We start from the raw sequence: 25,657 nt of genomic DNA, 5'->3' as shown, positions 1-25,657 counted from the left end.
GGTGCTAGGACCGGTCCGGGCCGGCCACGAGCCGTCCGGGCCGACAAGCGCCGGAGAGCAGGTCGCCGATCGTCGCGATGCCCTCCGGGATCGCGCGTTCCCCCACGTCACCGAAGCCCAGGACGAGTTGGGGCGGCGCCGTCGCCCGGTTCGAGCGGCAGGCGCTCATCCCGTACAGGCCGACGGACCGTGCGCGCGCCCCGTCGACGACGGCCCGTTCGGCGGCCGCGTCCGTGCCGGGCAGGTGCGCGACGGCGTGGAACCCGGCCGCGAGACCCGTCAGCCGGACCTCCGGGGCGTGTGCGGCGAGGGCCGTGACCAGGGCCGTACGCCGGGCCGCGTAGGTCGTGCGCATGCGCCGCAGATGGCGGTCGTAGCGGCCGGACTCGACGAGGCGGGCGAGGGCGAGCTGGTCGAGGGTCGGGGAGCCGCGGTCGGTGCGCAGCTTGGTCGCCGTGATCGGGGCGGCGAGCGCGGGCGGACAGAGCAGCCAGCCGATGCGCAGCGCCGGGGCGAGGGACTTGCTGACGGTGCCGATGGAGACGACCCGGTCGGCGGCCAGTCCGTGCAGGGCTCCGACGGGTTCACGGTCGTAGCGGAACTCCGCGTCGTAGTCGTCCTCGACGACGTACGCGTCCCGCCGCGTCGCCCACTCGATCAGCGCGAGCCGGCGTTCGGGCGCGAGGACGACGCCGGTGGGCCACTGGTGGGCGGGGGTGACGACGACGGCCCGTGCCCCGGTCGCCTCCAGGGCCCGTACGTCGATGCCCTGCTCGTCGACCGGGACGGGCACCGCCGTCAGACCCGCCGCGGCCGCGGCCGCCGTCACCGTGCCGGGGGCGCCCGGGTCCTCGTACGCCACGACTCGCACCCCCGCCCCGGCCAGGCTCTCCAGGGCGAGGCCCAGGCCCTGCGCGTAGCCGGAGCAGACGACGATCCGCTCCGGGTCGGCCGCGGCGGCACGCACCCGGCGCAGATATCCGGCGACGACCTCGCGCAGCACGCGACTCCCGCGCGGATCCCCGTAGTCGAGGTCCGCGGTCGGCAGGGCGCGGCCCGCCTCGCGCAGCGCCCAGAGCCAGTCGGAGAGCGGGAAGCCGGTCAGGTCCGGCACGCCGTGCCGGAAGTCGGCGATCAGCCGCTCGGGCGCGCTCCGGTCCGGCGCGGGCGCGGGCGGTACGTGGGCGCACGCCGCGACCCGGGTGGCCGAGCCGACGCGCGTCACGAGGTAGCCCTCGGACTGGAGTTGGGCGTAGCAGTCCTGGACGAGACCCCTCGACAGCCCCATCTCGCGGGCGAGTTCACGCGAGGAGGGCAGCCGCTCGCCGGCGCCGAGGCGGCCCGTGCGGATCGCGTCCCGCAGCTGCCGCTCCAGCTGGGCGCGCAGCTGCTCGCCGCTCTCCCGGTCGACGCACAGGAGCAGTTCGGGTGACAGACCGGCCCACTGCAACGGCATGGAATTGGAGCTTACCGGGGGTCCGGCGGCTGCCTACCGTCGTTCCCATGACAACGACCAGGCCCCGCGTCCCGGCGGCAGCTTCAAGGCCCCCTCTTCTCACCCGCCCCCTGCTGCTCCGTTTCGTGAGCATGGTCGGCGCCTCGACGAGCTTCTTCCTGCTCCTGTCGGTCGTGCCCCGCTACGCCACGGCGTCGGGCGCGGGCCTGGCCACCGGCGCCCTGATGCTCTCCACGGTCCTGGGTGAACTGGCCGCTCCCCGCCTGGTCGCCCGCTACGGCTACCGGGTCGCGCTGATCGCCGGGCTCACCCTGCTCGGCGCTCCCGCGCTGGTCCTGACCGCCTCCGACGGCATGGCGTGGATCGTGACGGTCTGTCTCGTCCGCGGCCTCGGCTTCGCGCTCACGCTCGTCGCGGGCGGCGCGCTCACCGCGTCGCTCATTCCGGCCGAGCGGCGCGGGGAGGGCCTCGCGCTGGTGGGCGTGGTCTCCGGAGTGCCGTCGCTGATCGCGCTGCCGCTCGGCGTGTGGCTCGCCGCGCACGCCGGGTACGGGCCGGTCGCCGTGGCCGCGGGCGTGGCGGCGCTGGCCGCGATCCTCGCCGTACCGGGCCTGCCGGACCGGGAGCCGGCGTCCGGGAAAACGGTGGGGGTGCTGGCCGGGCTGCGCACCGGTGGTCTGATGCGGCCCGGGGCCGTCTTCGCGACCACCGCTCTCGCCGCCGGGATCGTCGTCACGTTCCTGCCGCTGGCCGTCCCGGCCGCGTACGGCACGGTCGTCGCCGTGGCCCTCTTCGTGCAGCCGGCCGCGTCGACCGCGGCCCGTTGGGCGGCGGGGCGGTACGGCGACCGGCACGGGTCCGCGCGTCTCGTCGTGCCCGGCCTGGTCCTCTCGGCCGGGGGCCTGTCGATCACGGCGGTGACCGGCAGTCCCGTCGCGGTCCTCGTCGGGGTCGCGGTCTTCGGCACCGGCTTCGGCATCGCCCAGAACGCCACGCTGACCTTGATGTACGCGCGGGTCCCGGCCTCCGGGTACGGCACCGTCACCGCGCTGTGGAACGTCGCGTACGACGGTGGCATGGGCGTCGGCGCGGCGGGTTTCGGCGTGCTGGCCGGGGTGACGGGGTATCCGTCGGCGCTCGCCGTCACCGCCGTGCTGATGCTGGCGGCGCTGATCCCGGCGTACCGCGATGCGCGAGCCGATCGCGGGTCCGGCACCTCGCCGACCGGAGTCGTGGCCGGGTGACGCCTCAGTCCCGGGGCCCGGTCGCCCCCTCGATCACCCGTCGCAGCCCCTCCGTGAGGTCGTCCGCCGTGGAGGCGCTCGCCGGGTCGAAGAGCCACTGCACCATCAGGCCGTTGAGCAGCGCCTGGTAGAAGCCGCCGAGGGACTGGACGGTGCGCTCGTCGAGCGTCTCCTCGTCCAGACCCGTGAACATCGCGACGAGCCCGGCCCGTCCCTCGATCTGCGCCTTCGCGATGAGGTCCCGCAGCTGCGGCACCCGCTCCCCCTGCGTCACGATCTCCATGCTGGCCGCCCAGACGGGCCTGAACTCCTCGAAGGACTCCAGCATCCGCGCCCACACGCTGTGGAACCGCTCCACGGAACCCCCGGGCGCGCCCTCGCGCTCCTGGTGTGGGGCGAACTTCTCGCCCCACTCCTGCACCAGCTCCACGAAGGCCTGCGTCAGCAGCGCGTCCTTCGACCCGTAGTGGTAGCCGATGGACGCCAGGTTCGTCCCGGACTCCTTCACGATGTCGCGCGCCGTGGTGCGCACGAACCCCTTCTCCAGCAGGCAGCGCTTGGCGCCTTCGAGCAGATCCTCACGGTGTCCCATGCCGATCAGCGTACTCCCGATACAGACAACCGTCCCACACGCTCGTCTTACACAAACGTACTAGACAAGCGTTTAAGACGTCCGTACAGTCCCTGTCATGACGAACTCGAAGCACTCGACGAGCACCACCCCCGCACCCGGCTCAGGCCGCGCCGGCCGCCGCGAATGGACCGCCCTCGGCGTCCTGATGCTTCCTCTGCTCCTGGTCTCGATGGACGTCTCGGTCCTCTACTTCGCGATCCCCGCGATCAGCTCGGACCTGGAGCCGAGCGGCACCCAGCAGCTGTGGATCTTCGACATCTACGCGTTCGTGCTCGCCGGACTGCTGATGACGATGGGCTCGCTCGGCGACCGCATAGGCCGCCGCAAGCTCCTCCTCTTCGGCGCCGCCGCCTTCGGCACGGCCTCGGTCATGGCCGCCTACGCCGACAGCGCCGAGATGCTGATCGCGGCCCGCGCGGTCCTCGGCATCGGTGGCGCCACCCTCATGCCGTCGACGATGGCGATCATCCGCACGATGTTCACCGACCCCGGACAGCGCGCGAAGGCGATCGGTCTGTGGTCCGGCGTCATGACCGGCGGTATCGCGCTCGGTTCGGTGATGAGCGGGGTCCTCGTCGAGTACTTCTGGTGGGGCTCGGTCTTCCTCGTCAACCTGCCCGCGATGGTGCTGCTGCTGGTCCTCGGCCCGATCCTGCTCCCCGAGTCCAAGAACCCGGAACCGGGCCGTTTCGACCTGCTCAGCGTGCCGCTGTCGATGGCCGCCGTGCTGCCCGTCATCTACGGCGTGAAGGAAATCCCGTCCGAGGGCTGGAAGTTCGAGTACGGCGCCTCGATCGTCGTCGGTCTCGTCTTCGCCGCGCTCTTCGTCCAGCGGCAGCGCACCGCCAAGTCCCCGCTGATCTCCCCCGAGTTGTTCCGGGGCCGGGGCTTCGCGCCCGCCGTCGCGCTCAACCTGGTCTCCGCGTTCGGGATGATGGGCTCGGCGTACTTCACCACGCAGTACCTGCAGTCGGTCCTCGGCAAGAGCTCCATGGAGGCCGCCCTGTGGTCACTGCTGCCGACGGTCCTGGTCGGGGTCGCCGCGCCGGTCGCCGCGCAGCTGGTGCAGAAGGGCGTCCACCGCGCCCACGTCGTCTCCGGCGGCTTCGTCCTCGGCGCGTGCGGCTACGGGCTGCTGGCCTTCACCGGGACCGACTCGATGTGGCTGGTCCTCGCCGGGGCCGGTGTCCTCGCCTCGGGGATCGTCACCGTGATGTCCCAGATGATGGATCTGGCGCTGGGCACCGTCCCCGTGGGCAACGCGGGCGCCGCGTCCTCGCTGCTGGAGACGGGTGCCGAGTTCGGCGGGGCGCTCGGTATGGCGGTCCTCGGGTCCATCGGTACGGCCGTCTACCGCCACGAGATTCCGTCCGGCGCCCCGGCGCCGGCCCAGGAGACCCTCGGCGGCGCGCTGGCGGTCGCCCACCGGTTGCCGGGCGGCGCGGGCGATGCGCTGGCGCGGGCCGCGCGGGAGGCGTTCACCAGTGGGATGCAGGCGGCGGCGATCGCGGGGGCGGTGCTGTTGCTGGGGGCGGCGGGGGTGGCGGCTGCGACGTTGCGGCGCGTGCGGGTGCGTGAAGTCGGGGCCGAGGCCCCGCACCCCGAACAGGCTCCCGCCTGACGCCCCTTCACCAGGGCTACGCCCTTGGAACCCCGGCTGTGCGCTCCGACTACGGGGGGCGGGGTCCGGTCGCGCAGTTCCCCGCGCCCCTCGGGCCGGGCTGCGCCCCGGGCCCCGCCCTCCCGAGGTGCTTTACCCGCGGACCGGTGGGGGCTGATCGCGCAGTTCCCCGCGCCCCTCAGGCGGGGCTGCGCCCCGAAACCCCACCCACCCGAAGTAGCTTGCCTGCGGGTCCGTGGGGGCTGATCGCGCAGTTCCCCGCGCCCCTCGAGCGGGGCTACGCCCCGAAACCCCACCCACCCGAAGTACCTTGCCTGCGGGCCCGTGGGGGCTGATCGCGCAGTTCCCCGCGCCCCCAAAAGCCCCGGCCCGGCCCCCGCCATCCAACCCGTCCGGCGCCAGAGGGCCAGGCCGGAGGCCGATGCCCCACCCACCCCACGTCCACCCACGCACCCCGGACCCACACCACCCAGCCCGTCCGGCGTTTGAGGACGAGGCCGTTCAGGCCGATGCGGGGGTCCAGGGGGCGCAGCGCCCCTGGCGGGGTCGAAGGGGCGGAGCCCCTGGGGACGGGACGGGTAGGGGCGGCGGGGGCGAGGGAAAAGGGGCGGGGCCGTGTCGGTGGGGCGTGTCAGGATGGGCGGCGTGGCACAGACATCCGGTACACCGTTCATCGGCCGGGACGACGAACTCGCCCGGCTCACCGGCGTGCTGGACCGCGCCCGCGCCGGCACCCCCCGCGCCGTCGTCCTCTCCGGAGACGCCGGCGTCGGCAAGACCCGCGTCCTGACGGAGGCCGCCGCACACGCCACGCGCACCGGCATGACGGTGCTCACCGGCCACTGCGTGGACCTCGGCGACGTGGGCCTGCCCTATCTGCCGTTCACGGAGATCCTCGGCGTGCTCGGCGGAGACGAGCGGTTCGCCGCCGCCCTCGCGGCACACCCGGCGGTCGACCGCCTCCTGGGCTCCGGCAGCGGGACGGACACGGACACCGGCAACCGGCTGCGACTCTTCGAGGGCGTGGCCGGCCTGCTGGCGGACGCCGCCGACATCACCCCCCTCCTCCTTGTCCTCGAAGACCTCCACTGGGCGGACCAGTCATCGAGGGACCTCCTGCGCTTCCTCCTCAGCCGAGGCGTCCTGCAGAATCCGACCCCCGGCTCCCCCACCCACCGCCTCGCCCTCTTCGCCTCGTACCGCTCGGACGACCTGCACCGCCGCCACCCCCTGCGCCCCCTGCTCGCCGAGCTGGCCCGGCTCCCCTCCGTGGACCGGCTCGAACTGCGCCCCATGGCCGACGCCGAAGTGGCCCGCCTGGTGCGCGCCCTGCGGACGGACGCCCTCTCCGACACCACCGTCCGCCGCATCGTCGACCGCGCCGAGGGCAACGCCTTCTACGCGGAGGAGCTGCTCGCCGCGCTGCCGGGCGACCTCGACCCGGCGGCGCCCGCCATGCCGAGCGGCCTCGCCGACCTCCTCCTCATCCGGATCGAGCAACTCTCCGACACCGCCCAGCAGGTGCTGCGCACGGCCGCGGTAGCCGGGCGGCGCGTCGAGCACGACCTGCTGCGTGACGCCGTACAACTGCCCGAGGACGAGCTGGAGTCGGCGTTGCGGGAGGCCGTAGGACGGCAGCTGCTGGCCCCCGGCGACGACGCCACGTACTCCTTCCGGCACGCCCTCGCCCGTGAGGCCGTCTACGCCGATCTGCTGCCCGGCGAGCGGGTCCGGCTGCACGGCGCCTTCGCCAAGCTCCTCGCCGGTCGCGGTCACACGGCGGAGAGCGCGGCCGAGCGCGCCCACCACTCGCGGGAGAGCCACGATCTCGCGGACGCGCTGACCGCCTCGCTGGAAGCCGCCGACCACGCCCAGCGGGTCGGCGCGCCCGCCGAGGAGCTGCACCACGTGGAGGCCGCTCTCGAACTGTGGCCCGCGGTGGACCCCGGCGCCCGCCCCCGCAACGGCGACCCGGTCGCGCTCACCCTGCGCGCCTCCGCCGCCGCCGCGCACGCCGGGGAGACCCACCGGGCGGTCTCCCTCACCCGCGCCGCACTCGCCAGGGCGGGGTCGGACGCGGACTCGGAGCTCGCCGCCCGCGTCCGCTACACCCTCGCGGGCAATCTGATGCGCGTCGACAGTCTGAAGGCCGCCTTCACCTACAGCAGCGAGGCGCTGGCCATGATCCCGGCCGAGCCCCCGTCGCACACCTGGGTGTGGGCGGCGGCCACCCATGTCATGGCCGCGCGGTACATGGGCCACGACGAGGACGCCGAGCGCGTCGCCCGGCAGGCGCTGCGCACCGCCGAGGAGCTCCGACTCGCCGACGCCCAGGCCGACTTGATCATCTCCCTGGTCGGTCTGGAGGACCACAACCGGCGTACGGCCGAGGGCCGGGAGCGGCTTCGGCAGGCCCGTGACCTGGCCCGGCGCGCCGGCAATGTCTCCATCGAGATGCGCGCCCTCTTCAACCTCGCCATCGGGGCGTACGAGTCCGGGGCCCTGGACGAGTGCCTGACCTGGCTCGCCGAGGGACTCCAGTGGGCGAACCGCTCCGGCCTCGTCTCCTCCCCGTACGCACTGGAGCTGCGCTACCTCCAGTCCCTGATCCTCTACACCCTGGGCCGCTGGGACGAGTGCGCGCGGGCGGCCGCCGTCGACGCCGAACGGCTGCCACCGGCGGGCCGCTTCGCCGTCGGGCCCGCGTTGTACGTCACCCTGGCGCGCGGCGAGGAAGGGGCCGCCGAGCGGGCCCGCGCGCTGCTCGACGGACCGTTCGACTGGATGGCCACGCTCGTCGCGGGCATCGTGCTGACCGACGCCGCCGCCCTGCGCGGCGACCCCGAGGGCGCCGTCGCCTCCGTACGTTCGACGCTCGCATCGCTCAGCGACAGCTCCGGCGTCGAGCGGCCCGACATCGGTGTGCGGCTCGCGGCGCTGGCTCTGTCGGCGGTCGCGGACGCCGCCGTCGAGCTGCGCCTGACCGGCGACAACGCGGGCGCCCTGCGCTGGGCGGACCTCGCGACCGAGCTGGTGGAGGTGGCCCGGAGTACGGCCGCGAAGGGGGAGGACGGCTCGCGGCAGGGACCGGAGGGGCTGGCCTGGCTCGCCCGCGCCGAGGCGGAGTGGCTGCGCGCGCACTCGGGTCCCGAGGTGGCCGCCTGGGAGAAGGCGGTCGCCGCGTTCGACTACGGCGATCCCTATGAACTGGCCCGCTGCGAAAGGCGGTTGGCCGAGGCGCTGCTCGTGGCGGACCGTCGGGAGGAGGCCGCCGAGCGGGCCCGTGCGGCGCGCGACACCGCCGTCCGGCTCGGCGCCGTACCGCTGCGCGAGGAGCTGGACACCCTGATCCGGCGCGGTCGGCTCGCCGACTCGCCGTCCGCCGCGGACCGTGTCCCGGCGCTGACCGCCCGCGAGAGCGATGTCCTGAGGCTGCTGGCGCGCGGCCGCACCAACCGTCAGATCGGCGAGGAGCTGTTCATCACGGGGAAGACGGCGAGCGTGCACGTCTCCAACATCCTCGCCAAGCTGGGCGCCTCGGGCCGTACCGAGGCCGTGGCCATCGCCTACCGGGAGGGGCTGGTCGAGCCGCCCCGGGACTCCCGCGCGTGACCGACCCCCGCGCACGACCGGGGCCCGGTCACCTGAGGTGACCGGGCCCCGGCCCGTGTACTGCGCCCGCGTACCGCGAAGGTCAGACGAGGTTCACCGAGCGCGCCGAGGTGGCGCCGATCTCCTCGGCCACGTCGCTCAGCACGTTCTGCGGGACCGTGTCGTCGACGGTGAGGACCGCGAGGGCCTCGCCGCCCGCGGCGGCACGCGCGACCTGCATGCCGGCGATGTTGATGCCCGCCTCGCCGAGGATGCGGCCGACGGTGCCGACGACACCGGGACGGTCCTCGTAGCTCAGCACGACCATGTGGGCGGCGAGCGCGAGGTCCACGTCGTAGTCGCCGACGGCGACGATCTTCTGCAGGTGCTTGGGGCCGGCCAGCGTGCCGGAGACCGAGATCTCCTGGCCGTCGCCGAGCGTGCCGCGCACCGTGACCACGTTGCGGTGGTCGGGGGACTCCGAGCTCGTGGTCAGACGGACCTCGACGCCGCGCTCCTGCGCGAACAGCGGGGCGTTGACGTAGGACACCGTCTCGTCGACGACGTCCTCGAACACGCCCTTGAGCGCGGAGAGTTCGAGCACCTTGACGTCGTGCTGGGTGATCTCGCCGTACACCTCGACGTCGAGGCGGACCGCGACCTCGCCCGCGAGGGCGGTGAAGATGCGGCCGAGCTTCTCGGCGAGCGGCAGACCGGGCTTGACGTCCTCGGCGATGACACCGCCCTGCACGTTCACCGCGTCCGGGACGAGCTCACCGGCGAGGGCGAGGCGCACCGAGCGGGCGACGGAGACACCGGCCTTCTCCTGCGCCTCGTCCGTGGAGGCGCCGAGGTGCGGGGTGCAGACGACCTGGTCGAGCTCGAAGAGCGGGGAGTCCGTGCAGGGCTCCTTCGCGTACACGTCGAGGCCGGCGCCGGCGACGCGGCCCTCCTTGAGCGCCGAGAACAGCGCCTCCTCGTCGACGATCCCGCCGCGCGCGGCGTTGACGATCCGCACCGACGGCTTGACCTTGTGCAGCGCCTCGTCACCGATGAGACCGACCGTCTCGGGGGTCTTGGGCAGGTGCACCGTGATGAAGTCCGAGACCTCGAGCAGCTCGTCGAGGGAGAGGACCTTGACGCCCATCTGCGCGGCCCGGGCAGGCTGGACGTAGGGGTCGTAGGCGACGACCTTCATGCCGAACGCGGACATGCGCTGGGCGACCAGCGCGCCGATGCGGCCGAGGCCGACGACGCCGAGGGTCTTCTCGGCGAGCTCGACTCCGGTGTACTTCGAGCGCTTCCACTCGCCGTTCTTCAGCGCGGAGTTGGCCTGGGGGATGTGGCGCGCGGTGGCGAGCAGGAGGCCGCAGGCCAGCTCGGCCGCGGTCACGATGTTCGAGGTGGGGGCGTTGACGACCATCACGCCGGCCTTGGTGGCGGCGGAGACGTCGACGTTGTCCAGGCCGACGCCGGCTCGTGCGACGACCTTGAGCTTCTTCGCGGCGGCCACGGCCTCCGCGTCGACCTTGGTGGCCGAACGGATCAGGATCGCGTCGACGTCGGCGATCGCGGGCAGCAGCTCGGCGCGGTCCGCGCCGTTCGCGTGCCGGATCTCGAAGTCCGGGCCCAGGGCGTCGACGGTCGCGGGCGACAGCTCTTCAGCGATGAGTACGACAGGTTTCGAGCTCACGTGAGTCCTCACAGGTCCAATGCGGACGGCCGTCCCGACGGCCGCATGCGGTGGAGGGTTGTAGCGGCCCCGGGGAAGTGTAGGTGCGTTCCCGCGTCGTTCGGTGCGTGCTGTCGGCGTGCCGGACGAAGGTCCTCGCAGCGGAGCTACTTGGGCCTTTGGCCGGTGCGGCGAGAGTGCGTGCCGGGCGGCGTGGGGGCGTGCCTACATTTCTTCGGGGTCGCTCGAGCCGCGTGGAAGACGCACGACGCTGTGGGCCTGACGCGTATGTTGTGCAGCAGTGTAGTGCCGCTACGGGGGCCGTCTTGCGCCTCCGCGGAAGGATCACCCGTCCGTGGCTGGACGGGGTGGACAACGTCGCGCTCACGGGCGTTACCCAGGGTTGGCCGAAGGGGCCGGAGCGGATGCTCCGGCCCCTTCGGCCGTACGGCTTACGCCTCGTCGTTGACCCACGACATGAGCTTGCGGAGCTCCTTGCCGGTGGTCTCCAGGAGGCTGTTCTCGTCCTGCGTCTTGTACTCGTTGTACTTCTTCAGGCCGGAGTGGTACTCCTCCATCCAGTTCTTGGCGAAGGTGCCGTCCTGGATCTCCGCGAGGACCTTCTTCATCTCGGCCTTGGTGGCGTCCGTGATGATCCGCGGGCCGGTGACGTAGTCGCCCCACTCGGCGGTCTCGGAGACCGACCAGCGCATCTTCTCCAGGCCGCCCTCGTACATGAGGTCGACGATGAGCTTCAGCTCGTGGAGGCACTCGAAGTACGCGATCTCCGGCTGGTATCCGGCCTCGGTCAGCGTCTCGAAGCCCGCCTTGACCAGCGCCGCGGTGCCACCGCAGAGAACGGCCTGCTCACCGAACAGGTCGGTCTCGGTCTCCTCCGTGAAGGTCGTCTTGATGACGCCCGCGCGGGTGCCGCCGATGCCCTTGGCGTAGGACAGGGCGAGCGGGAAGGCGCTGCCCGTGGAGTCCTGCTCGACGGCCGCGATGCAGGGAACGCCGCGACCCTCCTCGTACTGGCGGCGCACCAGGTGGCCCGGACCCTTGGGGGCGACCATGGCGACGTCGACACCGGCCGGGGGCTTGATGAAGCCGAAGCGGATGTTCAGACCGTGGCCGAAGAACAGCGCGTCGCCGTCCTTCAGGTTGTCCTTGATGGACTCCTCGTAGACCTGGGCCTGGATCGGGTCCGGCACCAGGATCATGATGACGTCGGCCTCGGCCGCGGCCTCCGACGGCGTCACCACGCGCAGGCCCTGCTCCTCGGCCTTGGCCTTGGACTTGGAGCCCTCGTGCAGACCGACGCGGACGTCGACACCCGAGTCGCGCAGCGACAGCGCGTGGGCGTGGCCCTGGCTGCCGTAGCCGATGACCGCGACCTTGCGGCCCTGGATGATGGACAGGTCGGCGTCGTCGTCGTAGAACAGCTCGGCCACTGGGGTTCTCCTTGGTGTGCGGTGTTGCGTCCCACCGTACGGCGGGCGGGGGAAGGGAAGTTTTCGGGTCTCGGTATACGGGCGGTCGGTGATCGCCGACCGCCCCTACCAAGGATCAGGCTGATCGGTCGAGCGCGCGCAGCGAGCGGTCCGTGATCGAACGCGCCCCGCGTCCGATCGCGATCGTGCCGGACTGGACGAGCTCCTTGATGCCGAACGGCTCCAGCATCTTGAGCATGGCCTCCAGCTTGTCGCTACCGCCGGTGGCCTCGATGGTGACGGCCTCCGGAGAGACGTCCACGGTCTTGGCGCGGAACAGCTGGACGATCTCGACGATCTGGGAGCGCGTCTCGTTGTCGGCGCGCACCTTCACCAGAACGAGTTCGCGCTGCACCGCCGAGCCGGGTTCCAGTTCGACGATCTTCAGCACGTTGACGAGCTTGTTGAGCTGCTTGGTGACCTGTTCGAGCGGCAGCGCCTCGATCACGTTCACCACGATGGTGATGCGCGAGATGTCGGGGTGCTCGGTGACACCGACGGCGAGCGAGTCGATGTTGAAGCCGCGGCGGGAGAACAGGGCGGTGATCCGGGCGAGGACACCCGGCTTGTTCTCGACGAGGACGGAGAGGGTGTGCTTGGTGCTCATGGTGGTGGACTCGGCTCTCTCTCGGTCTCAGTCGTCTTCGTTGTCGCCGAAGTCGGGGCGGACGTCCCGGGCGGCCATGATCTCGTCGTTCGAGGTGCCGGCGGCGACCATCGGCCACACCATGGCGTCCTCGTGCACGATGAAGTCGACCACGACGGGGCGGTCGTTGATCGAGTTCGCCTCCGCGATGACCTTGTCGAGGTCCTCGGGGGACTCACAGCGGATCGCGTAGCAGCCCATGGCCTCCGACAGCTTGACGAAGTCGGGGACGCGGGTGCCGGCGCTCGGCTGCTTGCCGTCCGCGTCCGGGCCGGAGTGCAGCACGGTGTTGGAGTAGCGCTGGTTGTAGAAGAGGGTCTGCCACTGGCGGACCATCCCGAGGGCGCCGTTGTTGATGATGGCGACCTTGATCGGGATGTTGTTCAGGGCGCAGGTGGTGAGCTCCTGATTGGTCATCTGGAAGCAGCCGTCACCGTCGATCGCCCAGACCGTCCTGCCCGGCTGACCGGCCTTGGCTCCCATCGCGGCCGGGACCGCGTAGCCCATCGTTCCGGCGCCGCCGGAGTTCAGCCAGGTCGCGGGCTGCTCGTACTGGACGTAGTGCGCGGCCCACATCTGGTGCTGGCCGACGCCCGCCGCGAAGATCGTGCCCTCGGGGGCGAGCTGTCCGATGCGCTCGATGACCTGCTGCGGCGACAGGGAGCCGTTGTCCGGCTGCTCGTAGCCCAGCGGGTAGGTCTCGCGCCAGCGGTTGAGGTCCTTCCACCAGGCGGTGTAGTCGCCGGTGTGGCCCTCGCTGTGCTCCTTCTGCACGGCCTGGACCAGGTCGGCGATGACCTCGCGGGCGTCACCGACGATCGGCACGTCCGCGGCGCGGTTCTTGCCGATCTCGGCCGGGTCGATGTCGGCGTGGACGATCTTGGCGTACGGGGCGAAGCTGTCCAGCTTGCCGGTGACGCGGTCGTCGAAGCGGGCTCCGAGGGCGACGATCAGGTCGGCCTTCTGCAGCGCGGTGACGGCGGTGACCGCACCGTGCATGCCCGGCATTCCCACGTGCAGCGGGTGGCTGTCGGGGAATGCGCCGAGCGCCATCAGGGTGGTGGTGACGGGCGCTCCGGTGAGTTCTGCGAGGACCTTCAGCTCGGCGGTGGCCTTGGCCTTGAGGACGCCGCCGCCGACGTAGAGGACGGGCCGCTTGGCCTGAGTGATCAGCTTGGCGGCCTCGCGGATCTGCTTGGCGTGCGGCTTGGTCACCGGGCGGTAGCCGGGCAGGTCCTGGGTGGGCGGCCACTGGAAGACGGTCTGCGCCTGGAGGGCGTCCTTGGCGATGTCGACGAGGACGGGGCCCGGGCGGCCGGTGGAGGCGATGTGGAAGGCCTCCGCGATCGTCCTCGGGATGTCCTCGGCCTTGGTCACCAGGAAGTTGTGCTTGGTGATCGGCATGGTGATGCCGACGATGTCCGCCTCCTGGAAGGCGTCCGTGCCGATCGCCTTGGACGCGACCTGCCCGGTGATCGCCACGAGCGGCACCGAGTCCATGTGCGCGTCCGCGATCGGCGTCACCAGGTTGGTGGCACCCGGGCCGCTGGTCGCCATGCAGACGCCGACCTTGCCGGTGGCCTGCGCGTAACCGGTGGCCGCGTGACCCGCGCCCTGCTCGTGCCGCACGAGCACGTGCCGCACACGCGTGGAGTCCATCAGCGGGTCGTACGCCGGAAGGATCGCGCCGCCGGGAATGCCGAATACCGTCTCGGCCCCGACCTCCTCAAGCGAGCGGATGAGGGACTGCGCTCCCGTGACGTGCTCGGGGGCGGACTGCTGTCCTCCGGAACGGGGCCGCGGCTGCGGGTGATGGGCCCCGGTGGCCTGCTCGGTCATCGGCATTCTCTTCTCGATGCTGAGGGTTTTTGCGAGTTTTGTGCGGTGTACGACTGGTGCCTGTGCAACAAAAAACCCCTCGTGCCGTGAGGCAAGCGAGGGGAGCGCGCCGGGTGCGGTCGCTGGGTGTTCCGGGTCCGTCCGGTGGCCACCAGCTTCAGCCGACGCGCTTTCCAAGTACGAGAATTCGGGTGCGCATGGCATTGACCCTCCCCCCGGCACGCACTGACTGTCAAGTGGGTGGGACGGGAGTCTCATTATGTGAGCGGAGGGCCGTACCGCCCCCGAAAACTGCGGGCACACCACTCGTATACACCCCCGCGCCGCCGCCCGCGAACGCGGGCTCGGCCGGGCCGTGCGGCACCGGGTAGTGGCCGCAGGACAGCGCTCTGCGCAGCCGGTACTCGTCGAGCGGCCCGGAGAAGGCCATGCCCTGTCCGTGCGTGCAGCCCATCGCGCGCAGGGCGACGACCTGCTCGGGCAGGTCCACACCGTCGGCCACGGACTGCAGCCCGAGGTCGGTGGCGATCCGCAGCAGCCCGCTGGTGATCTTGTGAAGCCGGGCGGACTCGACGACACCCTCGACGAGGCCCCGGTCGAGCTTCAGTACGTCGACGGGCAGCCTTCTGAGGGTCGTGATGGCCGCGTAGCCACTGCCGAATCCGTCCAGGGCGATCCGGATGCCGAGCCGCCGCAGCGCGTTCAGTCGCCGCTCCAGCTCCTCCAGGGAGACCCGGGGGTCGGTGTCGGCCAGCTCGACGATCAGGGAGCCGGAGGCGAGCCCGTGGCGGGTCAGCAGGGCCTCCACGGAGCCGAGAGGCATCGAGCGGTCCAGCAGACGCCGGGCGCTCATCCGCACGGCGACGGGCACCGCGACACCCGCGGCGGCCCGCTCGGCGGCCTGCTCGACCGCCTCCTCGAGCATCCATCGGCCCAGCTCGGCGGTCTTGTCACTGTCCTCGGCGACGCGCAGGAACTCCGCCGGCGTGAAGAGCACCCCTTGCGAGGAACGCCAGCGGGCCTGGGCGGTGACCGTCGCGATCCGGCCGTTCCCGAGGCAGACCACGGGCTGGTGGAGCAGTGCGAACTCGCCGTCCTGGAGGGCGGAGCGCAGCCGGGTGGCCAGCTCCGCCTTCCGCACGACGTCCTGCTGCATATGGGGCGCGTACAGCTCGACGCGGCCCTTTCCGGCCGCCTTGGCCCGGTACATCGCGAGGTCGGCGTTGCGCAGCAGCTCGCCCGCCCCCAGGCCCGGTTCGGCGAAGCCGACGCCGATGGACGCGGCGACGCGGACATCGTTGCCGCCGATGGCGTACGGCTGGGAGAGCTTGATCCGCAGCCGGTCGGCGAGCTCCAGGATCTGCTGTTCGCGCGCGCCCAGGTCGCGGCTGCCGTCGCCGACGATGAGCGCCGCGAACTCGTCGCCGCCTAGGCGGGCGGCGGTGTCGCCCTGGCGCACCGAGTCCTGGAGTCTGCGGGCGGCCTGGACGAGGAGCTCGTCGCCGGCCTGGTGCCCGATCGTGTCGTTCACGGCCTTGAAGCCGTCGAGGTCGATGAAGAGGACGGCCGTGCCGCGCAGCGCGGCGCCGCGGTCGGTGGAGCGGCGGCCGGACAGGGCCTGCTGGACGCGCCGGGTGAACAGCGCGCGGTTGGGCAGGTCGGTGAGCGGATCGTGTTCGGCGTTGTGCTGGAGCTGCGCCTGGAGCCGGACCCGCTCGGTCACGTCACGGCTGTTGAAGATGAGGCCGCCGTGGTGTCGGTTGACGGTGGACTCCACATTGAGCCAACCGCCGTCGCCGGACTTGAAGCGGCACTCGATGCGGGTGGTGGGCTCCTCCAGATGGCTGGCGGCCAGGAAGCGGCGCACCTCGTGCACCACGCAGCCGAGGTCCTCGGGGTGGATGAGGGAGGCGAGCTCGGAGCCGACGAGCTCCTCGGCGTTGCGGCCGTAGACGCCGGCGGCGGCCGGGCTGACGTACCGCAGGATGCCGTTCGGTGCGGCGATCATGATGACGTCGCTGGAGCCCTGCACCAGGGAGCGGAAGTGGTTCTCCTGCTGGGCCAGCTCCTGGGTGAGGGTGATGTTGTCGAGCAGCATGATGCCCTGGCGCACCACGAGGGCGAGTACGACGAGGCCGGCCGTGATGAGCACGACGCGGTCGACGCTGCGGCCGTTCAGGACGTTGTAGAGAATGCCCAGCGTGCACACGGCGGCGGCCAGGTAGGGCGTGAGTGCGGCCAGTGATCCGGCGATCGGACGGGTGGTCGGGTACCGGTTGTGGCCACCGTCCTGAGGTTCCTGAGCCCCCTGAGATCCCTGAGGCCCCTGAGATCCCTGGGTGATCCCCGGTCCGCCCTGGCGGCCTCCCGGGATGTGCTCGTGCACCACGCGCGCGTGCCCGTCCCTACGGGGCTCCTCCGTGCCGTGACCCTCGGCGGTCGGCTGCCCGAGCCGGGGACCGACCCACGGGGCGTACGCGAGGAGCAGTGACCCGGCGAACCAGCCCGCGTCGAGGAGCTGCCCGGAGTGGTAGTTGTTGTGCAGGAGGGGCGAGGTGAACAGGGCGTCGCACATCACGGTCAGGGCGAGCGCGCCGATCGCGGTGTTCACCGCCGAGCGGTTCACCGACGAGCGCCTGAAGTGCAGCGCGAGCACCATGCTGACCAGGGCGATGTCCAGCAGCGGGTACGCCAGTGAGAGCGCGGTGTGCGCGACGCTCGGCCCGTCGAACTTGGCCGCCTGGGCGAGCGCGAGGCTCCAGGACAGCGTGAGCAGGGAACCGCCGATCAGCCAGGAGTCGAGCGCCAGGCAGACCCAACCTGCCTTGGTCACGGGCCTCTTGGCTAGCACGAGCAGTCCTACGATGGCGGGCGGAGCGAAACAGAGGAAGAAGAGATCGGCGTAGCTGGGACTCGGGACCTGGCGGTCGAGGACGACCTCGTACCACCCCCAGACTCCGTTGCCCAGCGAGGCCATGGTGGAGGAGAGCGCGAACAGCAGCCAGGCGGGTCGAAAGCGGCTGCGGCCGTTGCGGGCGTAGAGGAAGCAGGAGACCGCGGCGGCGCCCGCGGCGGCGCTCAGCCCGAAGTCGCCCATGAACAGCGCGAGGCTCGCGGAGCCCCAGCCGAGCGCGGAACCGAAGGCGTAGCCCGCGCACACCAGGGCCAGCACGAGTTGCGGAATCAGGCCCGCCCCACCGCCGCACAACGGCCGCCGGGACAGCAGCGCCCCGGGGGAGCTCACCGGGCCCACCCGGTCCGCGCGGGGTCCCGCAGGCCCGTGTGCGCTGGGTGCGCATGCCTTCTGCGGCCGCTGTGCCTGCGGTGGTGATGGCCGCCGTGACCACCATGGCCGCCGTGGCCGCGTCTGCGCGTGGCCGCGCGCCAGGGTCGTCGGCGGCCCCGCCGCGTCGGATCGTTGGTCCATAGGCCGTGCATCGCCCGTCGCCCCCCTCGCAGTCCGAATGTGCATCCCCGGCGCCGAACGGTGCGCGGCGCAGCCCCTGTCGGGACGATACACCAGTCTCGTCACTCAGGGACATAGTGCCTCTACGCTCCGTGACGATCAGCGGCGGCGCGGACACCGCCCGCATTCGCCGGACTGCGGAGGGTGCCCGAGGCCGGCTACCCGCCCGTCGTAAGGACCACGTTGCCCAGGGGTTCCCGGTTCACGAAACGATTCAACTGCGCGGTCAGAAGCCGCTTGGCGCGCGGCAGGAACGCCGAGGTGGGGCCGCCGACATGGGGGCTGATGAGCACGCCGGGCGTCTGCCACAAGGGATGTCCCTGGGGCAGCGGCTCCGGATCGGTGACGTCGAGGGCCGCGGTGAGGCGCCCGCTGTCCAGCTCGGCGAGCAGCGCCTTGGTGTCGACGACGGGCCCGCGGGCGACGTTCACCAGCAGTGCGCCGTCCTTCATCCGGGCCAGGAACTCGGCGTTCACCAGGCCCCGTGTGCTGTCGGTGAGGGGCGTGGCGAGCACCACGACGTCGGCCTCGGGGAGCAGTGCGGGCAGTTCCGTGAGTGGGTGCACCGGACCGCGCGCCGTGGTGCGCTCGGAGCGCGCGACGCGCGCCACCCGCGCTACTTCGAAGGGCGTGAGCCGGTCCTCGATCGCGGACCCGATCGAGCCGTAGCCCACGATCAGCACGGACTTGTCGGCCAGCGCCGGATGGAATCCGGAGTGCCACTCCCCCTTGTCCTGCGCCCTTACGAAGTCGGGGACGCCCCGCAGCGAGGCGAGGATCAGCGTGAGCGCGAGCTCGGCGGTGCTCGCCTCGTGCACTCCGCGTGCGTTGCACAGCTGCACGCCCGGGTGCAGGGACCGCACGCTCGGCAGGACGTGGTCGACCCCGGCGGAGAGCGTCTGCACGACCCGCAGGGAGGTCATTTCGGGCAGCGGCCGCTGCCCGACGCCGGGCGCCTTCATATAGGGGACGACGAAGAACTCGCAGTCCGCGGGATCCGCGGGAAACTCCTGGTCGCCGTCCCAGAAGCGGTAGCTCAGGCCCTCGGGGAGGCCCTCGATCTCGTCGGCGTGAAAGGGAAGCCACACATCGGAAGTCATGGGCTGGAGGCTATGCCAGGGGCCCGGTCGCGCAGAGGTTAGGTTGGGGTGCCGGAAGAAGGAGGGTCAGGGCCAGGTGGAGCGCAGGACGATCGGCGCGGCAACGCTCGATGTGGGGGCGATCGGGCTCGGGTGCATGCCGATGAACTGGGCGTACACCGGTTCGCGCCAGCGCGGTGAGGAGTCGCTGCGCGCGGTGCACGCGGCGCTCGACCGGGGGTCGACGCTGCTCGACACGGCCGACATGTACGGGCCCTTCACCAACGAGCTGCTGGTGGGGCGGGTGCTGAAGGAGCGGCGCTCCGAGGCCTTCGTGTCGACGAAGGTGGGGCTGCTGGTGGGCGAGCAGCACATCGTGGCCAACGGGCGCCCCGGCTATGTGAGGCGGGCGTGCGACGCTTCGCTGCGCCGCCTCCAGACCGATGTGATCGACCTGTACCAGCTGCACCGCGCGGACCCGGAGGTTCCGGTCGAGGAGACGTGGGGCGCGATGGCCGACCTGGTGTCGGCCGGAAAGGTGCGCTCGCTCGGGCTGTGCGCGGTGGGCGCCAGGTCCGCCCGTCGTTCGGGGGCGCGGCTGCACGACGGAACGATCCGGCAACTGGAGCGGGTGCAGCAGGTCTTCCCGGTGAGCGCGGTGGAGGCGGAGCTGTCGGTGTGGTCGACGGAGGCGCTGGACGCGCTGCTGCCGTGGTGCGCGGCGCGCGGGGTGGGCTTCCTGGCGGCGATGCCCCTGGGCAACGGCTTCCTGACCGGCACGCTCACCCCCGGCGAGGGGTTCGAACCCGATGACCTGCGCGCCCGCCACCCCCGCTTCACGGCCGAGATGATGGCCGCGAACCAGTCCATCGTCGTCGGGCTGCGGCGCGTCGCCCGGCGTCACGGCCTGCTCGGGAACACGGTCACGCCGGCCCAGGTGGCGCTGGCCTGGGTACTGGCCCAGGGTCGGCACGTGGTCCCGGTGCCGGGAGCCAAGCGGGAGCGGTGGGTCACGGAGAACGCCGGGGCGGCGGGGCTGCGACTGACGGCGGAGGACCTGGCGGAGGTGGCGGCGCTGCCGGGGGCACAAGGGTCCTGGGACTGAGGCTGCCCCGCTCCGGAGGGACCGGGTGTTCCGGTTCGGGAACCCCTGGGACTCGCGCGGTGTATGAACAGTAGGACCGCCGCGTCGAAGGGACCTCTGATCGTGCAACGTCGAGTGATGAAGGCCGTGTTGGCCGCGGCAGCGCTGTTGGTGACGGCCGGCTGTTCCTCCGGTGGCGGAGGAGGGGCGCCGATCGGCGGCCCGATCCCGTCGTCGAGCGGTACGGGGACGGGGGCGTCGTCCGCCCCGCGGGCCACCGAGACGGCCGCGCCCGCCAAGGGCTCGGTGAAGGTCGTGCGTACCGTCACCGAGGACCTCAAGTCGCCCTGGGGCCTGGCGCCGCTGCCGGAGGGCGGCCTGCTGGTGTCCTCGCGGGACGAAGGGACGATCACGCGGGTCGACGAGAAGACCGGCAGGAAGACCGAACTGGGCCAGGTGCCCGGGGTGGCCGCCGCCGGCGAGGGCGGCCTCCTCGGTATCGCGCTCTCCCCCGCGTACGCCTCCGACCACATGATCTACGCGTACTTCACGACGGCTTCGGACAACCGCATCGTCCGCATGCTGTACGACGAGAAGAAGCCGTCCGGGGAGCAGCTCGGGGCGCCGGACACGATCTTCAAGGGCATCCCCAAGGGGATGATCCACAACGGTGGGCGGATCGCCTTCGGTCCCGACCGGATGCTGTACGCGGGGGCGGGCGAGACGGGTGACCGGGGGCAGGCCCAGGACACGAAGGCGCTCGGCGGCAAGATCCTGCGGATGACGCCGGACGGCGACCCGGCGCCCGGCAACCCCTTCGACAACTCGGTGGTCTACTCGTACGGGCATCGCAATGTGCAGGGCCTCGCCTGGGACGACAAGCAGCGGCTGTGGGCGTCCGAGTTCGGCCAGGACACCTGGGACGAGCTGAACCAGATCAAGCCGGGCGACAACTACGGCTGGCCGGTGGTCGAGGGCAGGAACGACGACCCGAAGTACCACAACCCGGTCGCCCAGTGGCACACCGACCAGGCCTCCCCGAGCGGTATCGCCTACGCCGAGGGCTCCATCTGGATGGCGGGGCTGCGCGGCCAACGGCTGTGGCGCGTCCCGTTGAAGGGCACGGAGGCCGCCGCCGCTCCGCAGGCCTTCCTGAAGGGCGAGTACGGCCGGCTGCGCACGGTGGTCCCGGCGGGCGGCGACAAGCTCTGGCTCGTGACGAGCGAGACGGACGGCCGCGGCAGCCCCGGCAAGGGCGACGACAGGATTCTGGAGCTGGAGGTGAAGTAGGCCGGCCCGGCTACTCGTCGTCCTCGATCAGCGACTGGTCGAGGATTGCCACCGAGACGAGAATCAAGAACGCCCGGTGGATCATGTAGTCGACCGTCAGCCCCGGGGCGACGGACACGACACGGATGTCCTCACCGCTGACAGCCTGGGAGATCGGCGTGAAGGGGTCCTCGGCGAGCTTGTGCAACCCGCGCTCAAGGAGCTTGCGCCTGTTCTCCGGAAGCGCGTCCCGCTGCCGAGCGGCATGCTCGGTGTACTCGATCTGGTACAACACAGCTCCTCCGGGACTCGTGGCCTGCCTACATTATCCCGCAGCGACACGCTCACCGGCCCCCGGCGGGAACAGCCGCAGCCGGTGTGCCAGCGCCGCCGCCTCCCCCCGGCCCGAGACGTCCAGCTTGGCCAGGATGTTCGAGACGTGGACGCTGGCGGTCTTCGGGGAGATGAAGAGTTCCTCGGCGATCTGGCGGTTGCTGCGGCCGGCGGCGACCAGGCGCAGGACGTCGCGCTCGCGGCTGGTGAGACCGAGGGCCTCGGCCGGGTCGGCGGGGGCCGGGGCCGACGGCTCGGGGGCACGGCCCAGGGCGAGGCGGGCCCGCTGGGCGAGGAGCGCGACGGTGTCGGCGAGCGGGCGGGCGCCGAGGTGGCCGGCCGCCGCCCCGGCCAGCCGCAGAAGCTCCGTGGCGCGGGCCCGGTCGTCCTCGTCGGCTCCCGCGATCAGCAGGGACTCGGCGAGACGGTGCCGGACACGGGCGAGGTCGTAGGGGCGCTCCAGCGGTTCGAAGGCGGTGACCGCCTCGGACCACTCGTGCGGGTCGGCCGTGCCCTCGGCGCGGCGGAGCTCGGCGCGTACCCACTGTTCGTGGGCGAGCCAGACGGGTGCTCCGGTGGCCAGGGACTTGGCGGCCTTGCGCAGCCGCTCCAGGGTTGCGGCGCGGCCCGCCTCGGCGACGGGCAGTCCGCGGGCGTCGGCCTCCGCGGTGGCGGCGGCGAGCAGCAGCGGCCAGCCGTAGCGCTGGGTGCCGGGCGGGAAGCCCGCGTCCAGGACGTCCTCCAGGGCGGCGCGGGCGTCGAGGAGGCGTCCCTCTCCGGCGGCGAAGCCGATCGCGGTGCGGACCAGGGGCAGCGAGTGCTGCGGCATGGGGTCGTGGGTCCCGAAGTGGGCGCGGGCGGAGGCGAGTTGCCGTGCCGCTTCGGCGAGGTCGCCGCGGGCGAGCGCGAGGTCCGCGAGGCGCATGGCACCGCTGCCGGACGGTTTGCCGCTGAGCCCGACGCCCAGCGCGTTGCGCGCGGCCTCGACGGCCTCGTCCCACTGGCCGAGCGCGTAGAGCGACTCCGAGAGGTTGCCCCACACCCAGGCCTCGGTGTCCAACAGCCCGGATTTGCGGGCGAGTTCGATGCCCTCGCGCAGGACAGTGACCGCTTCCCGGGAGCGGCCGACGGACTCCAGGTGGGAGGGCAGGTTGATGTGGACGCGGCCCGTGACCATGGAGGGGGCGTGCCGGAGCACCCGTTCCTTGACCTCGTACATCTCCGCGATGCCCGTCTCCACGTCGCCCGCGTCGACCATGAGACCGCCGAGCGTGAGCCGGGCGTTCAGCTCGATGTCCCGGGCACCCACCATGCGCGCGTACTCCACGGCGCGCTCGGCGGCCGAGAGGGCGCCGGGACCCGGTTCGTGCAGCATGCACCAGGCGGCGACCATGGAGAGCACCTCGGCGTGCACCTCCGACGGCGGCAGGCCGCGCACCAGGTCCCGGGCGGTGGCGAGCTCCGTCCAGCCGTCCCCGCGGGCCTGTGCCTGCACCAGGCGGGAGCGCTGGATCCAGAACCAGGCGGCACGGAGGGGGTCGTCCTCGTCCTCCAGGACGCGCAGCGCCCGCTTGGTGATCTTCAGGGCGCGCTCGCGCTCCCCGCACAGCCGGCCCGCGACGGCGGCCTCGGCCATCAGGTCGAGGTAGCGCAGGGGGGTGGTGGCCGGGTCGCAGCCACAGGGTGGGAAGACCTCCACGTAGTCGATGGGGCGCAGCTCGTCCCGTACGGCTTCGGGGGTGGCCTCCCACAGCTCCATCGCGCGCTCCAGGAGCCTGAGTTGCTCGGAGTGGGCGTGCCGGCGGCGGGCCTCGACGGAGGCGTCGAGGACGGCGGGGAGGGCCTTGGCCGCGTCGTGCGCGTGGTACCAGTAACTGGCCAGGCGGGTGGCGCGCTCGTCGGCCGGGACGAGCGTGGGTTCGGCCTCCAGGGCTTCGGCGTAGCGGCGGTTGAAACGGGAGCGCTCACCGGGGAGCAGGTCGTCGCTGACGGCCTCGCGGACCAGGGAGTGGCGGAAGCGGTAGCCGTCGCCGCCGGGTGAGGCGTGCAGGATGTTGGCGCCGACGGCGACGCGCAGCGCCTCGATGAGGTCGTCCTCGGCGAGCCGGGCGACGGCGGCGAGCAGCGGGTACTCGACGGTGGAGCCGCCCTCGGCGACGATCCGGGCGATGCGCTGGGCACTCTCGGGGAGTCCTTCGACACGGACGAGGAGCAGGTCGCGCAGGGAGTCGGTGAGCCCGGTGCGGCAGCCCTGGTGGGCGGCGACGGCGAGCTCCTCGACGAAGAACGCGTTGCCGTCGGAGCGTTCGAAGATGTCGTCGACCTGGGCGGGGTCTGGTTCGTGGGCGAGGATGCCGGCGATCTGACGGCCGACCTCGGCGCGGCTGAAGCGGCCGAGTTCGATGCGGCGGACCGTACGGAGGCGGTCGAGTTCGGCCAGCAGGGGGCGCAGGGGGTGGCGGCGGTGGATGTCGTCGGCGCGGTAGGTGGCGATGACGACGAGGCGGCCGCTGCGCAGGGTGCGGAAGAGATAGGCGAGCAGGTGGCGGGTGGAGGCGTCGGCCCAGTGCAGGTCTTCGAGCGCGACGACGACGGTGCGGTCGGCGGCGACGCGTTCCAGGAGGCGGGCGGTGAGCTCGAAGAGGCGGGCCATGCCCTCCTCGTCGGGCCGGCCGCCGCGGCCGGTCTCGCCCAGCTCGGGCAGCAGCCGGGCCAGCTCGTCCTCCTGTCCGGCGGCCGCGGCGGCGAGCTCGTCGGGGAGCAGTCGGCGCAGGGCGCGCAGGGCGGTGGAGAACGGGGCGAAGGGCAGTCCGTCGGCGCCGATCTCCACGCAGCCGCCGCTCACGAAGACGGCGCCCTCGCGGACGGCCGCGGTGGCGAACTCCTCGAGCAGGCGGGTCTTGCCGACCCCGGCCTCACCGCCCAGCAGCAACGCCTGCGGCTCTCCCCCGGTGCTGAACGTCTGGGAGGTACCCCCGGTGGCGCTGCGGGCGAGCGCGTCGTGCAGGACGCCGAGTTCGTCGGCGCGACCGACGAACACCGGGCTGACGGACCTGGTTTCCACAGGCCCGAGCATCGCACAGGGGTCTGACAGTGCGGCACTGGTTATCGAGCGGGCGACGGCCGCCCCGCTCGCTGGGAGGCGGCCGACCCCCGTACGGCCGCCCCCCGCCCCCGCGCTCATGCGGCGCGGGCGAACCGGTGCCGGCGGGGACGCGGGCTATGTGCCTGCCCCTCCGGGTCGTTCTGTCCGGACTCGCGCGCGGCGGCGCGGCGGGCGGCGCGACGGCCACGGAGGGCTTCCCGCGCCTGGCGGTGGTTCTGTGCCTCGCGGATCAGCTCGTTGGATCGCATCTGCTGGATCTCGTACTCGAACATGTCGTGTCCCTCGTGAGGAGTCGGTTTCGTCATCGCTTTCTGCGATGTCTCAACCTTCGTCTCCCAGGGGGGTGCGTCACATCGGGAGAGTTCCGCATCTTGCGCACGCGAAGGGCCTTAGGACGGCCGTAAGTGACTTACGGCGGCCCTAAGGCCCCTCAGAGGTACGGAGATCCAGCCGCGGTTTCAGCTGGTGGACGGCAGTCCGAGAATGATGTCCGAGTATTTGGCGACGGCGAGGACCAGGCCGATGACGCCGAGCGAGACGCCCGCCCAGGCGACCGACTTGATCCAGGCGGCCTGCGGCTTGCCGGGGGCCCCGAAGGCGGGCCGGACCAGGACCACGACGCCGACGATCAACGCGGCCAGCGCGAAGAGGCCGCCGACCAGCGCGGTGGTCGCCCAGGCATCGCCGTAGACCTCCTTGACCTGCTTGGCGACGCTCGCGGTCGAGGAGGTCCCCAGCTGGCCGACGAGGGTCTCGCGGGCGGCGGCCACGGTGGCGACCCAGCTGCCGGTGAGGGACACGATGCCAAGCCCGGCGGAGACGACGGCGGCGGCGCCCTGGCCGACGCCGGGGGTGCCCTTCCCGGCCTCGGGGGTGTCCTCGCCCTCCAGGGCCTCGGCGTCGAGGTCGTCCTGGTCCTCGGCGTCCTCGGCTTCGGCGTTGCCGGTCTCCTCGACCTCGGCGTCCGGCGCCTCGTCGGTCTTGGTGGCGTTCACGGTCTCCTCGTCGCTCTTTGCCTCGGTGCCGTTCGCGTCCACGGCTTCGTCAACTGTCTTGGTTCCCATGACCCGCACCGTACGGACGGAGTCTGAGAAGTCTCTTAATGATCGTTGCGAGCGACGACCAAG

At 72.2% G+C, this 25,657-nt stretch carries 17 protein-coding genes; 5 read left to right on the top strand and 12 right to left on the bottom strand.

All coding sequences use genetic code 11. From position 1 onward, the window contains the following. Positions 1 to 4 precede the first annotated feature (4 nt). Positions 5 to 1,456, bottom strand: coding sequence for a MocR-like pyridoxine biosynthesis transcription factor PdxR (pdxR, locus tag AQJ27_RS20770; RefSeq protein ID WP_067370918.1), 1,452 nt, complete (start codon positions 1,454 to 1,456; stop codon positions 5 to 7). Positions 1,457 to 1,503: 47 nt separating this feature from the next. Between pdxR and AQJ27_RS20765 the strand changes: the two genes are divergently transcribed. Further along, positions 1,504 to 2,700, top strand: a complete 1,197-nt coding sequence (locus tag AQJ27_RS20765) for an MFS transporter (RefSeq protein WP_067370917.1) — start codon at positions 1,504 to 1,506, stop codon at positions 2,698 to 2,700. A 4-nt stretch (positions 2,701 to 2,704) separates the two neighbouring features. On the opposite strand, the gene AQJ27_RS20760 is transcribed toward AQJ27_RS20765, so the two are convergent. After that, positions 2,705 to 3,292 (bottom strand): TetR/AcrR family transcriptional regulator, encoded by a 588-nt coding sequence (locus AQJ27_RS20760; RefSeq protein WP_067370915.1) that lies wholly within the window; start codon positions 3,290 to 3,292, stop codon positions 2,705 to 2,707. A 97-nt stretch (positions 3,293 to 3,389) separates the two neighbouring features. Here AQJ27_RS20760 and AQJ27_RS20755 point away from each other — a divergent pair, with 97 nt between their 5' ends. After that, a complete protein-coding gene (locus AQJ27_RS20755; protein WP_067370913.1) occupies positions 3,390 to 4,955 on the top strand; it encodes an MFS transporter in 1,566 nt (521 codons plus the stop codon). 645 nt (positions 4,956 to 5,600) lie between these two features. Further along, positions 5,601 to 8,567, top strand: coding sequence for a helix-turn-helix transcriptional regulator (locus tag AQJ27_RS20750; RefSeq protein WP_067371361.1), 2,967 nt, complete (start codon positions 5,601 to 5,603; stop codon positions 8,565 to 8,567). A gap of 82 nt (positions 8,568 to 8,649) precedes the next feature. On the opposite strand, the gene serA is transcribed toward AQJ27_RS20750, so the two are convergent. The 6 genes from serA to AQJ27_RS20720 form a co-directional block, all read right to left on the bottom strand. Further along, positions 8,650 to 10,239, bottom strand: coding sequence for a phosphoglycerate dehydrogenase (gene serA, locus AQJ27_RS20745; protein WP_067370911.1), 1,590 nt, complete (start codon positions 10,237 to 10,239; stop codon positions 8,650 to 8,652). A 431-nt stretch (positions 10,240 to 10,670) separates the two neighbouring features. Continuing rightward, positions 10,671 to 11,669, bottom strand: coding sequence for a ketol-acid reductoisomerase (gene ilvC / locus AQJ27_RS20740; protein ID WP_067370909.1), 999 nt, complete (start codon positions 11,667 to 11,669; stop codon positions 10,671 to 10,673). Positions 11,670 to 11,784: 115 nt separating this feature from the next. Further along, positions 11,785 to 12,315, bottom strand: a complete 531-nt coding sequence (ilvN, locus tag AQJ27_RS20735) for an acetolactate synthase small subunit (protein WP_054234575.1) — start codon at positions 12,313 to 12,315, stop codon at positions 11,785 to 11,787. Positions 12,316 to 12,342: 27 nt separating this feature from the next. Further along, complete coding sequence (locus AQJ27_RS20730) at positions 12,343 to 14,199, bottom strand: acetolactate synthase large subunit (protein WP_067370907.1); 1,857 nt, start codon at positions 14,197 to 14,199, stop codon at positions 12,343 to 12,345. 226 nt (positions 14,200 to 14,425) lie between these two features. After that, positions 14,426 to 17,620: a putative bifunctional diguanylate cyclase/phosphodiesterase gene (locus AQJ27_RS20725; RefSeq protein WP_099054185.1), complete on the bottom strand. Its 3,195-nt coding sequence runs from the start codon at positions 17,618 to 17,620 to the stop codon at positions 14,426 to 14,428. 197 nt (positions 17,621 to 17,817) lie between these two features. Further along, complete coding sequence (locus AQJ27_RS20720; protein WP_079065120.1) at positions 17,818 to 18,759, bottom strand: 2-hydroxyacid dehydrogenase; 942 nt, start codon at positions 18,757 to 18,759, stop codon at positions 17,818 to 17,820. 76 nt (positions 18,760 to 18,835) lie between these two features. Between AQJ27_RS20720 and AQJ27_RS20715 the strand changes: the two genes are divergently transcribed. Together AQJ27_RS20715 and AQJ27_RS20710 are read left to right on the top strand one after the other, a co-directional pair. After that, complete coding sequence (locus tag AQJ27_RS20715; protein WP_067370903.1) at positions 18,836 to 19,843, top strand: aldo/keto reductase; 1,008 nt, start codon at positions 18,836 to 18,838, stop codon at positions 19,841 to 19,843. Positions 19,844 to 19,960: 117 nt separating this feature from the next. Continuing rightward, positions 19,961 to 21,112, top strand: coding sequence for a PQQ-dependent sugar dehydrogenase (locus AQJ27_RS20710; RefSeq protein WP_201264317.1), 1,152 nt, complete (start codon positions 19,961 to 19,963; stop codon positions 21,110 to 21,112). 10 nt (positions 21,113 to 21,122) lie between these two features. On the opposite strand, the gene AQJ27_RS20705 is transcribed toward AQJ27_RS20710, so the two are convergent. The 4 genes from AQJ27_RS20705 to AQJ27_RS20690 form a co-directional block, all read right to left on the bottom strand. Further along, positions 21,123 to 21,383 carry a type II toxin-antitoxin system RelE family toxin gene (locus AQJ27_RS20705; RefSeq protein ID WP_079065150.1) on the bottom strand — a complete coding sequence of 87 codons (261 nt, stop codon included), beginning with the start codon at positions 21,381 to 21,383 and terminating at the stop codon, positions 21,123 to 21,125. A 33-nt stretch (positions 21,384 to 21,416) separates the two neighbouring features. Further along, entirely contained in the window at positions 21,417 to 24,500 is a 3,084-nt protein-coding gene (locus AQJ27_RS20700; protein ID WP_067370896.1) for a helix-turn-helix transcriptional regulator, read from the bottom strand. 104 nt (positions 24,501 to 24,604) lie between these two features. Next, positions 24,605 to 24,802: a hypothetical protein gene (locus AQJ27_RS20695; protein ID WP_067370894.1), complete on the bottom strand. Its 198-nt coding sequence runs from the start codon at positions 24,800 to 24,802 to the stop codon at positions 24,605 to 24,607. A 186-nt stretch (positions 24,803 to 24,988) separates the two neighbouring features. Next, positions 24,989 to 25,594, bottom strand: a complete 606-nt coding sequence (locus AQJ27_RS20690) for a hypothetical protein (RefSeq protein WP_067370893.1) — start codon at positions 25,592 to 25,594, stop codon at positions 24,989 to 24,991. Positions 25,595 to 25,657 lie beyond the last annotated feature (63 nt).

It is taken from the genome of Streptomyces olivochromogenes, assembly GCF_001514115.1.
In the GTDB taxonomy this organism is placed as follows: Bacteria; Actinomycetota; Actinomycetes; order Streptomycetales; family Streptomycetaceae; genus Streptomyces; species Streptomyces olivochromogenes.
Note: the sequence above shows the minus strand (reverse complement) of the source record. Positions and strands in the feature narration are given on the sequence as shown.